Genomic DNA, 429 nt, shown 5'->3' with positions numbered 1-429 from the left:
ATACCGCACTTATCTCAGCAAATTTATTTCGTGATCCAGTTGATGATTATGATGTATATCAGCATTAACATTTCCGAAACGATTCGAACATATCTCTATTTCGACAAATATAAACCGTTTTTAACAAAGTATTGGTAAGGAGAATTTTATGAAATATTTCATTCCTGCTTGGTATCCTGAACAGCATTGGTGGCAAAATCGTGCGGATCAACAAGCAACAGCGTTTGATGATATGATCAGCCTTATGTCGATGCATCATCAAAATGAACAACCATTTCAATTGCTCGTATTGAACTACACACCGAATTTACGTACATTTTTACATCGTTACGAGTTGTTTGATGCTGCATACTGGTCTGTCTTTGATGAAATACAGGGCTTTACACATCAAACACCACAAGCCGTTGATTATCGACAATTGGATTGGCC

Annotated in this window: 1 protein-coding gene and 1 pseudogene; both read left to right on the top strand. The window is 36.8% G+C overall.

Features of this window, described 5'->3' with window-relative positions; translation table 11 throughout:
* Nucleotides 1–138 (top strand): annotated as a pseudogene (locus tag SH09_RS17100) (accessory Sec system protein translocase subunit SecY2); the annotation flags it as partial.
* 10 nt (nt 139–148) lie between these two features.
* Nucleotides 149–429 (top strand): accessory Sec system glycosyltransferase Asp1 (gene asp1, locus SH09_RS13545; protein ID WP_042740163.1); only part of this gene is annotated, 281 nt, incomplete at its 3' end.

Origin of the sequence: Staphylococcus gallinarum (genome assembly GCF_000875895.1) — a bacterium.
Classification (GTDB): Bacteria; Bacillota; Bacilli; order Staphylococcales; family Staphylococcaceae; genus Staphylococcus; species Staphylococcus gallinarum.
The sequence above is the reverse complement of the archived record's forward strand: the minus strand, read 5'-3'. Positions and strand labels throughout refer to the sequence as shown.